Raw genomic sequence first — 14,521 nt, 5'->3', positions numbered from 1 at the left:
ATCCTTATTTCAGCGGCGAGTTCTTACGCTCGATGCTGTAGCGCTCAAGCTCTTTGTACGGCACCACCTGGCTTTTCTTCTTGCGCACGTCCACGACGGTCATGCGGTCGGTGCAGGAGTAGCACGGGTCGAGGCTGCCGATAATCAGCGGCGCATCAGACACGGTGTTACCGCGCAGCATGTAGCGCAGGGTTGGCCAGTTGGCGTAGGTCGCCGCACGGCAGCGCCAGCGGTAGAGCTTCTGGTTGTCGCCGGTCATGCTCCAGTGGATGTCGTCCCCGCGCGGCGCTTCGGCAAAGCCGAGGGCAAAGCGGTTTGGAATATAGGTGAAGCCTTCCACCATCAGCGGGCCGCCCGGCAGGTTGTCCAGACCAAAGTCGATCATGTTCAGCGCGGTGAACACCTCGTTGATGCGCACCTTCAGGCGGGAGATGACGTCGCAACCCTGCTCGCTGTGCACGGTCATCGGCAGCAGGCCGTAGCCGACGAACGGGTGATCGGCACGCGTGTCGCGGGCGTGCCCGCTGGCGCGCACCATCGGGCCGACGTTGCTGAAGTCGCGAGCAATCTCAGGATCGAGGCGGCCAATGCCGACGGTGCGCTGCTCGATGTTGGGCGTGCTGAGCAGCATGTCCACCAGCTCCTGCACGTCGCGACGCATCTGCTGCGCCAGCTGGCGGGTCTGGATCATGTCATCCTTCAGCAGGTCGCGGCGGATCCCGCCGATCAGGTTCAGACCGTAGGTTTTGCGCGCCCCGGTGAGGATCTCCGCCATCTTCATCGACGCTTCGCGCACGCGGAAGAACTGCATAAACCCGGAGTCAAAGCCGACGAAGTGGCAGGCCAGGCCGAGGTTCAGCAGGTGCGAGTGCAGGCGCTCCACCTCCAGCAGGATGGCGCGGATCATCTGCGCGCGTTCCGGCACAACGATCCCCATGCCGTTCTCTACCGAGGTGGTGTAGGCGGTGCTGTGGGCGAAGCCGCAGATGCCGCACACGCGGTCAGAGAGGAACGTGACTTCGTTGTAGCCCATGCGGGTTTCCGCCAGCTTTTCCATGCCGCGGTGGACGTAGAACAGGCGGTAGTCGGCGTCGATAATGTTTTCGCCGTCGACAAACAGGCGGAAGTGGCCCGGCTCGTCGGAGGTGACGTGCAGCGGGCCGATCGGCACCACGTTGTTCTTCTTGCTGCCCAGCTCGTTGATAAACTCGTAGGTTTCGCTGTCGGTAGTCGGTGCCGGGCGCTGGCGGTAGTCCATGCTGTCTTTGCGCAGCGGGTAGAGTTCGTCCGGCCAGTCGTCCGGCAGCACCAGACGGCGTTCATCCGGCAGGCCAACCGGCACCAGGCCATACATGTCGCGCACTTCACGCTCGCCCCAGACGGCAGCGGGCACGCGCGGCGTGACGGACGGGTATTCCGGTTTATTCGGGTCGACCTCGACGCGCACGGTGATCCAGCACTTCTCGCCCTGCTCCATCGACATCACGTAGTACACCGCATAGTTGCCGCACAGCTGGCGCTCGTCGTTACCGAACAGCACCGACAGCCAGCCGCCCTGCCGGTAGTAGAGAAACTCCACCACTTCCGGCAGATAGTTCACCTTTACGGTGACAGTGATCTGGTCTTTGGTTTGCCAGGACTCCTCCAGCACCACGCCGGGAAAAGCCTGATGCAACGCGGCGAGATACTGCTGACCTTTCTTTTCTTCAGACATAAACACTCTCTTTAATCACGCCACCAGCAAGGAGACGAACGCTAAAAATGCAAAACCAAAACCGGCCCAGGTAATGCGTGACGTTTCGACAAAACGCAGACGCGCCATGCTGTTTTCGAACAGGGCAATCACCAGCACGCCAACCAGCAGCTTGAGGACGGCAACCACGACGGCCAGCAGCAGACCGCCCGCGGAGAAGTGCGTCATCTGCCCCCACGGGAAGAAGACGCCGACAAACATCTGCAGCACCACCAGCTGTTTAAGGCTGATGCCCCACTTCAGCACCGCAAAGCCGTAGCCGCTGTACTCGGTGAGCGGCCCTTCCTGCAGTTCCTGCTCGGCTTCGGCCAGATCGAATGGCAGCTTGCCCATCTCGATAAAGGTGGCGAACGCGCAGGCGCAGAGCGCCAGCACCAGCGGGATCGAGCGCGCCACCGGCCAGTGGTACACGGTGTGGGTGATAAAGCTGATGTGGGTGGAACCCGCGACCTGCGCGGCGACCCACAGCCCCAGCAGCAGAATCGGCTCAACCAGCACGCCGAGCATCGCCTCGCGACTGGCACCGATGCCGGTAAACGGGCTCCCGGTGTCGAGACCCGCAATCGCAAAGAAGAAGCGGGCGATGGCAAACAGGTAGATCAGCGTAATCAGATCCCCGAGCGCCGGCAGCGGCGATCCCACCGTCACCACCGGCAGCGCGGTGGCGATGGTGAGCATCACGCCCACCAACACGAACGGCGTCAGGCGGAAGACCCAGCCTGCGGCATCCGGTGCCACGCTCTGGCGAGAAAGCAGCTTGAAGAGATCGCGGTACTCCTGGAGCACGCCAGGCCCGCGACGGTTGTGCATCCGGGCGCGCACCACGCGCGTGATGCCCGACAGCAGAGGCGCGGCGGCAAACAGCACCAGCGCCTGAAGAATTGCCAGTAACAGACTCATGTCAGGCTCCTCGTGAAATCACAACGATCACCAGCACCGCCAGCTCGATAACCGCCAGACGGCGGAACAGCGCGGGTGCGGCAGCGCTCTGCCAGCCGGGTACCCAGCGCACCGGGTTCAGCCAGTGGCGCAGCTTCAGCACGGCGGCAAAGTTCTCTTTCACCGGCATAGCGAAACCGTGGGCGGTGATAACCATCGACTGTTCGTGTTCGTAGCCGCAGGCCCACGCCGCACCGCGAGCGCGGGAGGTGAGCCTGTCGCGTTTGAAGAACAGCATCAGGACGAGCGGCAGCAGCGGTGCGCCAATCAGCAGCAGCGCGATCATAGGCTGAGAGACGGTGGTATTCGCCACGGTCAGCGGCAGTGGAATAGCGTTGCCCAGCAGCGGCAGCAGCCACGGTGCGGCGACGCCGCCCGCGATGCAGCACAGCGCCAGCGCGACCACGCTTACGCCCATCAGTAGCGGTGCGCAGCAGGCGTTCTCAGCCTCACGCGTACGCGGTGCGCCGAGGAAGGTCACGCCATAAACTTTCGCCATGCACATCACCGCCAGCGCCCCGGTAATCGCCAGCCCGACCGCCAGCAGCGGCCCCAGCAGACGGGCGATAAACGCCTCGCTCTGACCGAGGGCGAAGAAGGACTGATAGATCACCCACTCCCCGGCAAAGCCGTTCAGCGGCGGCAGCGCGGCCATCGCCATCAGCCCCACCAGCATGGCGAGTGAAATCACCGGCATCTTTTTGCCAATCCCACCGAGCTTTTCGATATCCCGATGGCCGGTGCGGAACCAGACGCTGCCCGCGCCAAGGAACAGGGTGCTTTTAAACAGGCTGTGGTTGATCAGGTGATAAAGACCGCCGATAAAACCAGCCGCAATCAGCGCCGGTTGATTCAGCGCCAGCCCGGTCACGCCCGCGCCAATGCCGAGCAGAATGATGCCGATATTCTCCAGCGTGTGGTACCCCAGAAGACGCTGGATATTGTGCTCCATCAGCGCGTACAGGCCACCGACGAAGGCGGTGATCATGCCCGCAATCAACAGCATCACGCCCCACCACAGCGGCGGTTGTCCGCCGGTCAGCGTAATCGCCAGGATCCCAAACAGACCAACCTTCATCACCACCACCGAAAACAGCGCGGCGGCGGGCGCGGAGGCATTCGCATGCGCCTGCGGCACCCAGCCGTGCAGCGGGATGATTCCGGCGAGCAGGCCAAAGCCGAGCACGCCCAGCAGCCAGACGTCATTCCCCAGCGGATGTCCGTTAAGCGCAGCGAAGTCCAGCGTGCCGAAGCGCTGCCACACCAGCCAGCAGGCCAGCGCCAGCAGCAGCGTTCCGAGGCGTCCCAGCGCAAACCACAATTTCCCGGAGGCGCTACAGCCCGTCAGGAACACGCCGCAGAGCGCCATGATCTCCGCCATCACCACCAGCGCGCCGAGGTTGCTGGCGGTAACGGTACAGACCGCCGTCGCCATCAGCAGGTTCACCAGCAGGCCGTTGGCTTTAGCGTGCGGGTGGCGATGCCAGTCGATATTGAACAGGCTGATAAACAGCCCGCACAGGCCAAACGTCACCAGCCAGATGGCGTTCAGCGGCGTAATCTCAACGGTGTGGCGAACCAGCGGTATGAGGGTGTCAACGGATTGTCCGCCGAGCAGAACAACGCCGCCTGCCGCTAGCGTCAACAGGCTACCTGCCGCCCCGCCGATCCCGGCAACCCCGCCGCTCAGGGTTTTATGAAAGGAGAAGATCGGCGCCAGAATAGCTGCGGCAATAAAACAGGCTACCGCGCCGGTAATCATTATTGCCGCGTTCATTTCGCCCCCTCGTTAAGCGCCTGTAGCAGAGACAGGTCGCCAAAATCACTGTTGATGGTCAGCTCGCGCTTGCGCTTGCTGGTACGGGCGATGTCGCGAATGTTAACCAGAATCAGCGCTTTCGTCGGACAGGTCCGTACGCAGGCCGGGCCCTGTTCATCGAAGCTGCACAGGTCGCACTTCACCGCCACGGCACGGATGCCGGGCACCCAGTCCAGCAGCGTGCTGACGCGTGCAGGCGCCGGCGGCGCAGGCGGGGCTTTTGGCGAGTTGGCGTTCGCGGGAATGTGCAGCGGACGGCTGCCGGAAAATTCAATCGCGCCGAACGGGCAGGCAATGCCGCACAGCTTGCAGCTTACGCACAGGCTTTCGTTCAGCTGGACTGCGCCATCCACGCGGGTGATGGCATTTACAGGACAGACACCCGCGCACGGGGCATCTTCACAGTGATGGCAGAGCTGCGGGGCAGACTCTTTTTCATTACGCATGACGTGCAGGCGCGGGATGGACTGCAGCCCATGCAGCCGATGCGTTTCCGAACACGCCGCCTCACAGGTTCGACAGCCAATGCAGACCGTCGAGTCAGCAATTACAAAACGGTTCACCGGGTTATCCTCTGGTGATAGTCATTTTTGTCGAAAAGCTGTCTTGTCGACACTTCTCGACACGCATGGGTCAGGCCACGTTCGCTGAGGCATTTCCATCCATCAGCTGCTTCAGGTTGACCGGAAGATCGTGCTCAACGGCGGCGTACAGGCCGTTATAAACCGGCGCGATTTTTTCCAGATAATGCTCCAGCACCTGCTGGCGATCGCGGTTGCTGACGTGGCCGTCCACCATGCCGTCGGCCATCAGTTGCGCCTTCGCAATACACTGTTTTTCGCCGTCTTTTGTCTCGAGGTGATACTCAATGGTGTGGCTGTTGAAGTTATCCGCCAGGGTCACGTTGATCGTGAAATGGCCGAACAGGACAAAGCGCATATCCCCCTGTGCCGCGCAGCTCATCGCGTGGTGAAGACGCGCTTTCGACAAGGTAATGCCCTGAACCAGCGAGTTGCAGTAAAGGTGCCACTGGTCCTGTAACTGTTGATGACGCTGCGCGATGTAATCTGCTTTTTCGCTGATTTCCCAAATAGTCATAGAAGGTATCCGTTTAATGGAGATAGCGGCTGTTAAGCAGATTCCATGCCAGTTTTTATTTTGCTGATTTTAAAGGGATTAAACTGAAAAACCGCTGTCATCACCGCGGTGTCGACGTGTCATTTCGACAGCGTTGACATCGTCACGCCTTAACAAAAATCAAGCTGGCACTGTTATTGCATTACCGGGGCAATTCATTGAGGAGGCGTCATGCACGAAATCACCCTCTGCCAGCGGGCTCTGGAACTTATCGAACGGCAGGCAGTGCAAAACCACGCGAAGCGCGTCACCGGCGTCTGGCTGAAGGTCGGAGCGTTTTCCTGCGTCGAGACCAGCGCCCTGACCTTCTGTTTTGAGCTGGTGTGCCGCGGCACGCTGGCGGAAGGCTGCGAACTGCATATTGAAGAACAGCAGGCGGAGTGCTGGTGCGAGCAGTGTCAGCAGTACGTCACCCTGCTGTCATCGAAGGTACAGCGCTGTCCGCAGTGTCAGAGCGGCGGTCTGCGCATCGTGGCGGATGACGGCATGCAGATCCAACGCCTCGAAATCGAGAAGGAGTAAAGTATGTGTAGTACCTGCGGTTGCGCCGAAGGCAACCTGTATATAGAAGGGGATGAACACCGTCCCCACTCCGCGTTTCGCTCCGCGCCCTTTTCACCCGCCCCACGCCCTGCGGCAGCCCTGACCGGCATTACCTTTGCGCCGCAACGCTCCGATGCGGGCGACCTGCATTACGGCCACGGCGAAGCGGGCACCCACGCGCCGGGCATGAGCCAGCGCCAGATGCTGGAGGTGGAAATCAACGTGCTGGACAAAAATAACCAACTCGCCGCCCGCAACCGCGCCCGCTTTGCCACCCGCAAACAGCTGGCGCTGAACCTGGTCTCCAGCCCAGGTTCCGGTAAAACCACGCTGCTGACCGAAACGCTCAAGCGCCTGAACGGGCGCGTCTCCTGTGCGGTGATCGAAGGCGACCAGCAAACCGTTAACGACGCGGCGCGCATTCGCGAAACCGGCACCCCGGCAGTTCAGGTCAACACCGGCAAAGGCTGCCACCTGGATGCACAGATGATTGCCGACGCGGCCCCGCGCCTGCCGCTGGCAGATAACGGCATCCTGTTTATTGAAAACGTCGGCAACCTCGTCTGCCCGGCGAGCTTCGACCTCGGCGAACGACACAAGGTGGCGGTGCTTTCAGTGACCGAAGGCGAAGACAAGCCGCTGAAGTACCCGCACATGTTTGCCGCCGCGTCCGTCATGCTGCTGAACAAAGTCGACCTGCTGCCGTACCTGAATTTCGACGTGGATAAGTGCCTGGCGTATGCCCGCGAGGTGAACCCGGAGATTGAGATCCTGCTGGTCTCCGCCACGCGCGGCGACGGCATGGACGGCTGGCTACACTGGCTGGAGAGCGAACGATGTGCATAGGCGTACCGGGACAAATTCACGCCATCGACGGTCATCAGGCCAAAGTCGAGGTTTGCGGCATCCTGCGCGACGTCGACCTGACGCTGGTGGGCAGCACCGATGAAAGCGGTGCTTCGCGTCTCGGCCAGTGGGTGCTGGTCCACGTGGGGTTCGCCATGAGCGTGATTAACGAAGCGGAAGCCCGCGACACGCTCGACGCCCTGCAAAATATGTTCGACGTGGAGCCTGACGTGGGCGCGCTGCTGTACGGCGAGGAGCGGTAATCATGCGTTATGTTGATGAATACCGCGCGCCGGAGCAGGTGCTGCAGCTTATCGGCCACCTGAAAACGCGCGCAGCGCGGCTGGACTACACGAAAGAAAGGCCGCTGCGGATCATGGAGGTGTGCGGCGGGCACACGCACGCGATCTTCAAATTTGGCCTCGACCAGCTGCTGCCGGAGAACATTGAGTTTATCCACGGCCCCGGCTGCCCGGTCTGCGTGCTGCCGATGGGGCGCATCGACAGCTGTATTGAAATTGCCAGCCAGCCCGACGTCATTTTCTGCACCTTTGGCGACGCGATGCGCGTGCCGGGGAAAAATGGTTCGCTGCTGCAGGCGAAAGCGCGCGGCGCAGACATCCGGATCGTCTATTCGCCGATGGATGCCCTGACGCTGGCAGCGGATAACCCCGCGCGCAAGGTGGTGTTTTTTGGCCTGGGGTTTGAAACCACCATGCCCGCCACCGCCATCACACTGCAGCAGGCGAAAGCGCGCGGCGTCGAGAATTTTTTCGTCTTCTGCCAGCACATTACGCTCATCCCCACCCTGCGCAGCCTGCTGGAAGAGCCCGGCAACGGCATTGACGCCTTTCTGGCACCGGGCCACGTCAGCATGGTGATTGGCACAGACGCCTACGGTTTTATCGCTGAACGGTACAATCGTCCGTTAGTGGTGGCTGGTTTCGAACCACTTGATCTACTGCAAGGTGTCACCATGCTGGTTGAGCAGAAAATAGCGGCCCTGAGTACCGTGGAAAATCAGTACCGCCGCGTGGTGCCGGATGCGGGAAATGAACGAGCGCAGCAGGCGATAGCCGACGTGTTTAGCGTTGAGGGCGACAGCGAATGGCGCGGCCTGGGGCTGATTGCTGAATCCGGCGTGCGCCTGGCGCCAGCCTATCGCGCGTTCGATGCCGAAGCGCATTTCCGCCCGCAGCCGCAGCAGGTTTGCGACGATCCCCGGGCACGCTGTGGCGAGGTGCTCACCGGCAAATGTAAACCGCATCAGTGTCCGTTATTTGGCAATACCTGTAACCCGCAAACGGCCTTTGGCGCGCTGATGGTCTCCTCCGAAGGGGCGTGTGCCGCGTGGTATCAGTATCGCAACCAGGAGAGTGAAGCATGAATACGGTTGAAATGGCGCACGGCAGCGGCGGACAGGCGATGCAGCAGCTGATTAACCGGCTGTTTATGGAAGCCTTCAACAACCCCTGGCTCGCCGAACAGGAAGACCAGGCGCGCATTGACCTCGCGCCCCTCACCGCCCAGGGCGACAGGCTGGCGTTCTCCACCGACAGCTACGTGATTGACCCGCTGTTCTTCCCCGGCGGCGATATCGGCAAGCTCGCCGTCTGCGGCACGGCCAACGACGTGGCGATCAGCGGCGCTATTCCGCGCTACCTCTCCTGCGGGTTTATCCTCGAAGAGGGATTACCAATGGAGACGCTCACGGCCGTGGTCAACAGCATGGCGCAGACCGCGCGCGAGGCGGGGATAGCTATCGTCACCGGCGACACCAAAGTGGTGCAGCGCGGCGCGGCCGACAAGCTGTTTATCAACACCGCCGGCATGGGGGCGATCCCCGCCGATATTCACTGGGCGGCACAGAAGCTTAGCGTGGGCGACGTACTGATCGTGACCGGCACGCTGGGCTGCCACGGGGCGACCATCCTGAACCTGCGCGAAGGCCTGGGGCTGGACGGCGAACTGCGCAGCGACTGCGCGGTACTCACCCCGCTGATTCAGACGCTGCGCGGTATTCCCGGCGTCAAAGCTCTGCGGGACGCCACGCGAGGCGGCGTGAACGCCGTGGTCCATGAATTTGCAGCAAGCTGCGGGTACGGGATTGAACTCACCGAGCGCAGCCTGCCCGTTAAGCCCGCCGTTCGTGGGCTTTGCGAACTGCTGGGGCTGGACCCGCTCAACTTTGCAAACGAAGGCAAGCTGGTGATTGGCGTTGAACGGGCCGCGGCACAAGCCGTTCTTGAACAGCTGCAGGCTCATCCGTCAGGAAAAGAGGCGGCGATAATTGGTGAAGTGGTTGAGCGCAGAGGGGTGCGCCTGACCGGACTTTATGGCGTGAAGCGCACGCTGGATCTGCCGCACGCTGAACCCTTACCCCGTATTTGCTAGGCCGCGCCACAAGCGGTCAGCATGGATTTTTTGCTCGTTTCTACTGGAAAGCACTATGCCGTATACACCGATGAGCGATCTTGGACAGCAGGGCCTGTTTGACATTACGCGCACACTTTTACAGCAGCCCGATCTCGGTGCGCTGAGCGATGCCCTGACGCGGCTGGTCAGGCAGTCGGCGCTGGCCGACAGCGCCGCGATTGTACTGTGGCATAGCGGAACGCACCGCGCGAGCTACTACTCAACGCGTAACAATGGCAAAACGTTTGAATACGAAGACGAAACGTATCTCGCGCATGGCCCGGTGCGCCGCATTCTCTCCCGACCTGAAGTGCTGCACTGTAACTTTGAGGAGTTCCGGCAGGCGTGGCCGCGGCTCGCGGAGAGTAACCTCTATCAGCCGTTCGGGCATTACTGCATGCTGCCGCTGGCGGCAGAGGGCCAGATTTTTGGCGGCTGCGAGTTTATCCGCACGACCGACCAGCCCTGGCGCGAGGCGGAATACGAGCGCCTGCATACCTTTACCCAGATTGTGGCCGTCGTCGCGGAGCAGATCCAAAGCCGCGTCACCAATAACGTCGATTACGACCTGCTGAGCCGCGAGCGCGACAACTTCCGCATTCTGGTCGCCATCACCAACGCCGTACTGTCGCGGCTCGATATGGACGAACTGGTCAGCGAAGTGTCGAAAGAGATCCACCACTATTTCAAAATCGACGCCATCAGCATTGCGCTGCGCGGCCATCGCAAGGGCAAGCTGAATATCTACTCCACCCACTATCTTGATGAGGCCAACCCTGCCCATGAGCAGAGTGAAGTGGATGAAGCGGGCACCCTTTCTGAGCGGGTCTTCAAAAGCAAAGAGATCCTGCTGCTCAACCTGAACGAACAGGACCCGGTCGCGCCGTACGAGCGGATGCTGTTTAACACCTGGGGCAATAAAATTCAGACCCTGTGCCTGCTGCCGCTGATGTCCGGCAACACCATGCTGGGCGTGCTGAAGCTGGCGCAGTGCGAGGAAGGCGTCTTTACCACCGCCAACCTGAAGTTGCTGCGTCAGATCGCCGAGCGTATTTCCATCGCCCTGGATAACGCCCTCGCCTATCAGGAAATTCATCGTCTGAAGGAGCGGCTGGTGGATGAGAACCTGGCCCTGACCGAACAGCTCAACAACGTGGACAGCGAGTTTGGTGAAATCATCGGACGTAGCGACGCCATGTACAACGTGCTCAAGCAGGTTGAGATGGTGGCGCAAAGCGACAGCACGGTGCTGATTCTGGGCGAAACCGGCACAGGCAAAGAGCTGATCGCCCGCGCCATCCACAACCTGAGCAACCGCAACAGCCGTCGGATGGTGAAGATGAACTGCGCCGCGATGCCTGCGGGACTGCTGGAAAGCGATCTGTTCGGCCACGAGCGCGGCGCCTTTACCGGAGCAAGCAGCCAGCGGCTGGGCCGTTTTGAGCTGGCGGACAAAAGCTCGCTGTTCCTCGACGAAGTGGGCGATATGCCGCTGGAGCTACAGCCGAAACTGCTGCGCGTCCTGCAGGAGCAGGAGTTTGAGCGTCTTGGCAGCAACAAGCTTATCCAGACCGACGTGCGGCTGATTGCGGCCACCAACCGTGACCTGAAAAAAATGGTCGCCGACCGCGAGTTTCGCAGCGATCTCTACTATCGCCTGAACGTCTTCCCGATCTTCCTGCCGCCGCTGCGCGAGCGCCCGGAAGATATTCCCCTGCTGGTCAAAGCGTTTACCGCCAAGATCGCGCGCCGGATGGGTCGAAATATCGACAGCATTCCTGCCGAGACGTTACGTACCCTTTCATCGATGGAGTGGCCCGGCAACGTGCGCGAGCTGGAAAACGTCATTGAACGTGCGGTGCTGCTGACGCGCGGGACTGTCCTGCAGCTCTCCCTTCCTGAAGTGACGCTGCCTGACGTGAGCGTGCCCGCCGCCGAGACAGCGAAAGAGGGAGAAGATGAATATCAGCTCATTATGCGCGTACTCAAAGAGACCAACGGCGTGGTCGCCGGGCCAAAAGGTGCCGCCCAGCGTTTAGGGTTAAAACGCACTACCCTGCTGTCGCGCATGAAGCGTCTCGGGATCGACAAAGAGAGCCTGGTTTAAGCCCTCCAATCCGGCGGTGTTGCTCTGACACCGCCTTTCGTTACCCTGCGCAATTGTCCCTCATTGACACAAAATCGTTTCCTCTGTATAAAATTCCGCCTTAATAATGAGTTTCATTTGCATCAATAATAATATTAATCAAGGGTAGCGTTTCATGAAGAAGGTCATCTGCGCGTTAGGCCTGGCGGTTGCGTCGGTCAGTTCTGCTCTGGCAACCACATATCCTCTGACCATTGAAAACTGTGGCTATAAAGAGACATTCACCAAAGCGCCGGAACGCGTCGTGGCCCTGGGTCAGAATACCGTCGAAATCTTGCTCCTGCTGGGGCTGGAAGATAAGGTGAAGGCCAGCGCCTTCTGGCCGACGAAAGTGTTGCCGCAGCTCGCGGAACAGAACGCAAAAATCAAAACCCTGACGGTTGAAATCCCTACCCTTGAATCCGTGCTTGCGCAAAATCCCGATTTTGTTCCTGCCCAGCTCCCGCTGCTGCTCGGACCAGAAAGTAAGGTTGCAAAACGTGAAGATCTGGCGACCGTTGGCGTAAACAGCTATTTATCACCGGGAATGTGCGCCACCAAAAAAGCCGCAGGCGACATGTACGGTAGCCGCCAGAAGCTGTGGGATATGACCTACCTTTATAAAGAGATTGAAGATTTCGCTAAGATTTTTAACGTGGAAGCGCGTGGCCAGGCCGTTATCGCCGACTTCAAAAAACGTGAAGCCGACCTGCGCCAGGAGTTTGGCAAAAACAAAAAAGACCTCTCCTTTGTTTTCTGGTTCTCAAGCTCCTCGCCTTCGGCTGATGCCTATGTAGGCGGTAAAAACAGCGCATCCGGCTTTATTGCTAACGTGCTTGGCGGGCATAACGCCATCACCTCCGAAACCGAATGGCCAACCGTGGGTTGGGAGAGCATCATTGCCGCCAATCCGGATGTCATTGTGGTCTCCAGCCTGGACCGCAACCGCTGGGCGCTGGATAATGCGGACGAAAAAATCAAATTCCTGAAGAGCGATCCGGCTGTCAGCCAGCTGGACGCGGTGAAAAAAGGCCACATCGTGGTGATGGACGGTCAGGCCATGAACCCGACGATTCGCACGATTTACGGGGCTGAGCAGGTCGGCGAACAGCTCAGAAAGCTGGGGCTGAACTGATGACAATCGCCGTTCTTCAGGCCCGGCAGAGCCTGGTTCTGACGACCTCGTGTATGCTCGCCTTTGTCCTGCTATTTCTGGTTATCGCGCTGAGCGTCAGCGTCGGCGAGCTGTCCATCCCGCTGGATAACGTGTTTTACGCCATCAGCAATAAAATGGGGCTCACCGAGGTTCCGCTCACTCGCATCTACGAGAGCGTCATCTGGGACTTTCGCCTGAGCCGCGCGCTGGTGGCGGCCTGCTGCGGCGCGGGGCTGGCCATCTGCGGTGCCGTATTGCAGAGCTTGCTGAAGAACGCGCTGGCGGAACCCTACGTGCTCGGCGTGTCCGCGGGCGCGTCGACCGGGGCGGTTTCTGTTGTCGTATTGGGGATCGGCACCGGTGCGGTCTCCCTTTCTGCCGGTGCCTTCGCCGGGGCATTCGCCGCGTTTGCGTTTGTCGCGTTTCTGACGAACGGCGCGCGCGGCGAGAATGAACGTACTATTCTGGCAGGCGTCGCCGCCTCGCAGCTTTTCAACGCCATTACCGCCTACACCATCAGCACCTCCGCCAGCGCCCAGCAGGCGCGCGACGTGATGTTCTGGCTGCTGGGCAGCTTCAGCGGCGTACGCTGGCCTGAATTCCAGCTGGCACTGGTCGTGGTGCTGATTGGGTTAGCCATTTGCCTCTACTATTCCCGGGCGCTGGATGCCTTTACGTTCGGTGACGACGCCGCCGCGTCGCTGGGCATTGCCGTTCCCTGGGTGCGCCTGACGCTCTTCACCACCACCGCGCTGATTACCGCAACCATCGTCAGCATGGCGGGGTCAATCGGCTTTGTCGGGCTGGTGGTGCCGCACGTGATGCGTTTCCTGTTCGGGCCGCTGCACCGCACGCTGCTGATTGCCAGCGCGCTGGCAGGCGCGATCCTGATGGTGCTGGCAGACATTGCCTCACGCATGCTGATAGCACCGCAAAGCCTGCCCGTCGGCGTGGTCACCGCGCTGGTTGGCGTCCCCTTCTTTGCCGTGATTATCTACCGTTCAAGGAATAAGTGATGAGCATCTGTGCGGAAAATATTACCTGGAAGGTCGGCAAAAAAGTCATCGTTAATGACGTCTCGCTGAAGGTGTCACGGGGCGAAACGGTAGGACTGCTTGGCCCTAACGGCTGCGGTAAATCCTCTCTTTTACGTATCCTCGCGGGGCTGTGTCGCCCGGATGCCGGCTGCGTCACCCTGGACGGACAGGACATTACCCGCATCGCCAAAAAACAGCTTGCCCGCCGGGTCGCCTTCGTGGAACAGCACGGCATGACTGACGCCAATATGCGCGTGCGCGACGTGGTGAAACTTGGACGTATTCCGCACCACTCCGCCTTTTCCAACTGGAGCACGCACGATGACGAGACCGTCACGGCCGCTCTGCAGCGCGTGGATATGCTGGATAAAAGTGACCAGGGTTGGCTGAGCCTCTCCGGCGGCGAGCGTCAGCGCGTCCACATTGCCCGCGCGCTGGCCCAGACCCCGACGGAAATCCTGCTGGATGAACCGACCAACCACCTGGACATTCATCATCAGATGCAGCTGATGCAGTTGATCAGCGAATTACCGGTCACCAGTATTGTCGCCATCCACGATCTCAACCACGCTTCGATGTTCTGCGACTCGCTGATTGTGATGCAGAAAGGGCACATTGTGGCGACGGGAACACCGCAGGATATCCTGTCCGAGTCGCTGCTCTGGGACGTCTTCCGGGTCAAAACCAAAATTGAGATCTCACCGTTCCATGGCAAAAAGCACATTCACTTTATCGTTTAGGGGCGAGTGAA

General features: G+C 60.4%; 14 protein-coding genes. 9 read left to right on the top strand and 5 right to left on the bottom strand.

Going from position 1 to position 14,521, the window contains the following annotated elements:
- Positions 1–4 precede the first annotated feature (4 nt).
- From hycE to hycA, 5 genes are all read right to left on the bottom strand, one after another.
- Positions 5–1,714: a formate hydrogenlyase subunit HycE gene (gene hycE, locus CWR52_RS17265; protein ID WP_045908505.1), complete on the bottom strand. Its 1,710-nt coding sequence runs from the start codon at positions 1,712–1,714 to the stop codon at positions 5–7.
- Between the two features lie 15 nt (positions 1,715–1,729).
- Entirely contained in the window at positions 1,730–2,653 is a 924-nt protein-coding gene (locus CWR52_RS17260; protein WP_104950235.1) for a respiratory chain complex I subunit 1 family protein, read from the bottom strand.
- Between the two features lies 1 nt (position 2,654).
- Positions 2,655–4,469, bottom strand: a complete 1,815-nt coding sequence (gene hycC / locus CWR52_RS17255; protein WP_104950234.1) for a formate hydrogenlyase subunit 3 — start codon at positions 4,467–4,469, stop codon at positions 2,655–2,657.
- Positions 4,466–5,074: a 4Fe-4S dicluster domain-containing protein gene (locus CWR52_RS17250; RefSeq protein WP_104950233.1), complete on the bottom strand. Its 609-nt coding sequence runs from the start codon at positions 5,072–5,074 to the stop codon at positions 4,466–4,468. Before CWR52_RS17250 ends, hycC begins: the two co-directional genes overlap by 4 nt.
- Before the next feature lie 70 nt (positions 5,075–5,144).
- Positions 5,145–5,609 carry a formate hydrogenlyase regulator HycA gene (gene hycA / locus CWR52_RS17245; protein WP_029739532.1) on the bottom strand — a complete coding sequence of 155 codons (465 nt, stop codon included), beginning with the start codon at positions 5,607–5,609 and terminating at the stop codon, positions 5,145–5,147.
- Positions 5,610–5,819: 210 nt separating this feature from the next.
- Between hycA and hypA the strand changes: the two genes are divergently transcribed.
- The 9 genes from hypA (at position 5,820) to CWR52_RS17195 (ending at position 14,510) form a co-directional block, all read left to right on the top strand.
- The gene (gene hypA, locus CWR52_RS17235) at positions 5,820–6,170 is read left to right on the top strand and encodes a hydrogenase maturation nickel metallochaperone HypA (RefSeq protein WP_104950232.1); all 351 of its coding nucleotides are present in this window, start codon (positions 5,820–5,822) and stop codon (positions 6,168–6,170) included.
- Between the two features lie 3 nt (positions 6,171–6,173).
- The gene (gene hypB, locus CWR52_RS17230; protein ID WP_104950231.1) at positions 6,174–7,037 is read left to right on the top strand and encodes a hydrogenase nickel incorporation protein HypB; all 864 of its coding nucleotides are present in this window, start codon (positions 6,174–6,176) and stop codon (positions 7,035–7,037) included.
- Entirely contained in the window at positions 7,028–7,300 is a 273-nt protein-coding gene (locus tag CWR52_RS17225) for a HypC/HybG/HupF family hydrogenase formation chaperone (RefSeq protein ID WP_104950230.1), read from the top strand. Before hypB ends, CWR52_RS17225 begins: the two co-directional genes overlap by 10 nt.
- Before the next feature lie 2 nt (positions 7,301–7,302).
- A complete protein-coding gene (gene hypD / locus CWR52_RS17220) occupies positions 7,303–8,424 on the top strand; it encodes a hydrogenase formation protein HypD (RefSeq protein WP_104950229.1) in 1,122 nt (373 codons plus the stop codon).
- Positions 8,421–9,431: a hydrogenase expression/formation protein HypE gene (hypE, locus tag CWR52_RS17215; protein ID WP_104950228.1), complete on the top strand. Its 1,011-nt coding sequence runs from the start codon at positions 8,421–8,423 to the stop codon at positions 9,429–9,431. The genes hypD and hypE overlap by 4 nt, the downstream gene beginning before the upstream one ends.
- Before the next feature lie 55 nt (positions 9,432–9,486).
- A complete protein-coding gene (gene flhA / locus CWR52_RS17210; RefSeq protein ID WP_104950227.1) occupies positions 9,487–11,559 on the top strand; it encodes a formate hydrogenlyase transcriptional activator FlhA in 2,073 nt (690 codons plus the stop codon).
- A gap of 154 nt (positions 11,560–11,713) precedes the next feature.
- Complete coding sequence (locus tag CWR52_RS17205) at positions 11,714–12,712, top strand: ABC transporter substrate-binding protein (RefSeq protein WP_104950226.1); 999 nt, start codon at positions 11,714–11,716, stop codon at positions 12,710–12,712.
- Positions 12,712–13,749, top strand: coding sequence for a FecCD family ABC transporter permease (locus CWR52_RS17200; protein ID WP_104950225.1), 1,038 nt, complete (start codon positions 12,712–12,714; stop codon positions 13,747–13,749). Before CWR52_RS17205 ends, CWR52_RS17200 begins: the two co-directional genes overlap by 1 nt.
- Positions 13,749–14,510, top strand: a complete 762-nt coding sequence (locus CWR52_RS17195) for an ABC transporter ATP-binding protein (RefSeq protein WP_104950224.1) — start codon at positions 13,749–13,751, stop codon at positions 14,508–14,510. The genes CWR52_RS17200 and CWR52_RS17195 overlap by 1 nt, the downstream gene beginning before the upstream one ends.
- Positions 14,511–14,521 lie beyond the last annotated feature (11 nt).

The sequence above is a fragment of the Enterobacter sp. SGAir0187 genome, assembly GCF_002952735.2.
Taxonomy (GTDB): domain Bacteria; phylum Pseudomonadota; class Gammaproteobacteria; order Enterobacterales; family Enterobacteriaceae; genus Enterobacter; species Enterobacter quasiroggenkampii.
The sequence above is the reverse complement of the archived record's forward strand: the minus strand, read 5'-3'. Positions and strand labels throughout refer to the sequence as shown.

Excerpts from the sequence above, each read along its gene's own strand:
- hypD (WP_104950229.1), top strand. The coding sequence starts at position 7,303 with ATGCGTTATGTTGATGAATACCGCGCGCCGGAGCAGGTGCTGCAGCTT.
- hypE (WP_104950228.1), top strand. The coding sequence starts at position 8,421 with ATGAATACGGTTGAAATGGCGCACGGCAGCGGCGGACAGGCGATGCAG.
- CWR52_RS17200 (WP_104950225.1), top strand. The coding sequence starts at position 12,712 with ATGACAATCGCCGTTCTTCAGGCCCGGCAGAGCCTGGTTCTGACGACC.
- CWR52_RS17195 (WP_104950224.1), top strand. The coding sequence starts at position 13,749 with ATGAGCATCTGTGCGGAAAATATTACCTGGAAGGTCGGCAAAAAAGTC.
- hypA (WP_104950232.1), top strand. The coding sequence starts at position 5,820 with ATGCACGAAATCACCCTCTGCCAGCGGGCTCTGGAACTTATCGAACGG.
- flhA (WP_104950227.1), top strand. The coding sequence starts at position 9,487 with ATGCCGTATACACCGATGAGCGATCTTGGACAGCAGGGCCTGTTTGAC.
- CWR52_RS17260 (WP_104950235.1), bottom strand. The coding sequence starts at position 2,653 with ATGAGTCTGTTACTGGCAATTCTTCAGGCGCTGGTGCTGTTTGCCGCC.
- hycA (WP_029739532.1), bottom strand. The coding sequence starts at position 5,609 with ATGACTATTTGGGAAATCAGCGAAAAAGCAGATTACATCGCGCAGCGT.
- hycC (WP_104950234.1), bottom strand. The coding sequence starts at position 4,469 with ATGAACGCGGCAATAATGATTACCGGCGCGGTAGCCTGTTTTATTGCC.
- hycE (WP_045908505.1), bottom strand. The coding sequence starts at position 1,714 with ATGTCTGAAGAAAAGAAAGGTCAGCAGTATCTCGCCGCGTTGCATCAG.
- CWR52_RS17225 (WP_104950230.1), top strand. The coding sequence starts at position 7,028 with ATGTGCATAGGCGTACCGGGACAAATTCACGCCATCGACGGTCATCAG.
- CWR52_RS17205 (WP_104950226.1), top strand. The coding sequence starts at position 11,714 with ATGAAGAAGGTCATCTGCGCGTTAGGCCTGGCGGTTGCGTCGGTCAGT.
- hypB (WP_104950231.1), top strand. The coding sequence starts at position 6,174 with ATGTGTAGTACCTGCGGTTGCGCCGAAGGCAACCTGTATATAGAAGGG.